The sequence below is a fragment of the Parendozoicomonas verongulae genome (assembly GCF_009711465.1).
Lineage (GTDB): Bacteria > Pseudomonadota > Gammaproteobacteria > Pseudomonadales > Endozoicomonadaceae > Sansalvadorimonas > Sansalvadorimonas verongulae.
This window is the reverse complement of sequence record NZ_SMME01000674.1, coordinates 2,152-2,645: the sequence shown is the minus strand read 5'-3', so window position 1 is coordinate 2,645 and position 494 is coordinate 2,152. Positions and strand designations below refer to the sequence as shown.

General features: G+C 51.2%; 1 protein-coding gene. It reads left to right on the top strand.

Features of this window, described 5'->3' with window-relative positions; all coding sequences use genetic code 11:
* Positions 1–121 precede the first annotated feature (121 nt).
* Entirely contained in the window at positions 122–313 is a 192-nt protein-coding gene (locus E1189_RS25060; RefSeq protein WP_230460073.1) for a hypothetical protein, read from the top strand.
* Positions 314–494: the final 181 nt, after the last annotated feature.

Genomic DNA, 494 nt, shown 5'->3' with positions numbered 1-494 from the left:
GTGTGGGTGCGCTTGTGTTTGGTGAGGTTGTCTGATGTGGTAAACGCTTTGTTGCATCCTTCAAAGTCGCAGACAAAGGGGGCCTGTCTCTGTGTGGATGCGTTTGTGGGTGGTGAGATTTGTGGATGCGTTTGTGCCTGGTGAGATCGCTGGATGTGGTGAAAGACTTGTTACACCTCTCAAAATCACAGACAAAAGGTCTTTCCCCTGTGTGGATGCGCTTGTGCCTGTTGAGGTCGCCAGATGTGGTGAAAGTCTTGTCGCACCCGTCCTGGTCACAGGCAAAGTGCCTGCCCCCTGTGTGGACTCTTAATGTGTGCATACCATAGGAATCTGCAGGCATATCATCGTCAGTTTGAATCTGAAGCTCTCTGTAATGCTCACGTCCCCAGGCATTCAAATGCGTAAACCGGGAAGGAAGCAGGTCTCCAGAAGGAAAGGGGGAGCAGTGGATGTGATGGGAAACTTCCTCAGCCGGAGACACATGACATATA